Source organism: Collinsella tanakaei (genome assembly GCF_016902615.1).
In the GTDB taxonomy this organism is placed as follows: Bacteria; Actinomycetota; Coriobacteriia; order Coriobacteriales; family Coriobacteriaceae; genus Collinsella; species Collinsella tanakaei_A.
The window spans coordinates 1-1,211 of the sequence record NZ_JACJMB010000070.1; the positions used below are offsets into that span (position 1 = coordinate 1).

Sequence of the window (1,211 nt, forward strand, 5' to 3'; positions counted from 1 at the left end):
TGGATTGGCTACACTAGGTTGGACAGTTTCACGAGGGCCTATGGAAGGAGGCTCGATGGCCGATCCAAAGCACCCGAGGCATTTCACCGACGATTTCAAGAGGCAGATTGTGTCGCTCTACAACGCAGGGAAGCCGCCAAGCGAGATCATGCGCGAGTACGATCTCGGGAGCACGACGCTGCGAAGGTGGATCAACTCCATCAACGCCACCGGCTCGCCGCACGCCGCCGACAACAGGACGCCCGAGCAGAACAGGATCATCGAGTTGGAGCGCGAGAACAAGAGGCTCCGCATGGAGGTCGACGTCCTAAAACAAGCGGCGCTGATATTCGCACGAAAGTGACGGTGATAGCGGCTAACGCCGACCGCTACCCGGTATCAGCGCAGTGCGAGATCCTCGGCGTGCCGCGCTCGACCTACTACTACCTCCGCTCGCGCCCGGAGCCCCCGCCCGCGCCGGACCCCGTCGAGCCCGACGTTCTCGCCGTCCATGCGGAGAGCAAGGGCAGGTACGGCGCGAGGAAGGTCAAGGCGTCGCTCGAGCGGCGCGGCGTCGTCGCGAGCCGCAGGCGGATATCCCGCATCATGAGGGAGAACGGCCTCTCGAGCGCGTACGGGAGGAAGCGCTTCAAGGCGCACCCGGGCAAGCCGAACGAGGCGGAGCTGCCGAACGTGCTCGACCGGTCCTTCGACGGGTACGCTCCGCGCACGCACGTCTGCAGCGACCTCACCTACGTGCGCGCCGGCGGCTCCTGGTGCTACGTCTGCCTGCTCGTCGACCTCTACAACAGGGAGATCGTCGGCCACTCGGCGGGAAGCAGCAAGGGGGCGAAGCTCGTCAAGGCAGCCTTCGCGACCCTGGAGTTCCCGATCTCGGACATCGAGGTCTTCCACACCGACCGCGGCAGCGAGTTCGACAACGCCGAGATCGACCTCATGCTTGAGACGTTCGGCATCGAGCGGTCGCTCTCCGCCAAGGGCTGCCCCTACGACAACGCGGTCGACGAGTCGACGAACAAGATACTCAAGGCGGAGCTGGTCTACAGGGACAGCTTCTCCGACCTCCGCGACCTGCAGGCCAAGCTGTCCGACTACGTGCACTGGTACAACAACTTCAGGATCCACTCGACGCTCGGCTACATGAGCCCCGTCGAGTTCAGGAAGGCGGGGCTGATCCTGTCGAAACCGTCCAAATAAGTGTTGCCAATCCA

At 63.7% G+C, this 1,211-nt stretch carries 1 protein-coding gene and 1 pseudogene; both read left to right on the forward strand.

Features of this window, described 5'->3' with window-relative positions; genetic code table 11:
- Positions 1–55 precede the first annotated feature (55 nt).
- A pseudogene (locus H6A21_RS11245) lies at positions 56–238 on the forward strand (transposase); the annotation flags it as partial.
- Positions 187–1,197 (forward strand): IS3 family transposase, encoded by a 1,011-nt coding sequence (locus tag H6A21_RS10740; protein WP_342636106.1) that lies wholly within the window; start codon positions 187–189, stop codon positions 1,195–1,197. The pseudogene H6A21_RS11245 and the gene H6A21_RS10740, both read left to right, overlap by 52 nt.
- The last annotated feature ends 14 nt before the right edge of the window (positions 1,198–1,211 follow it).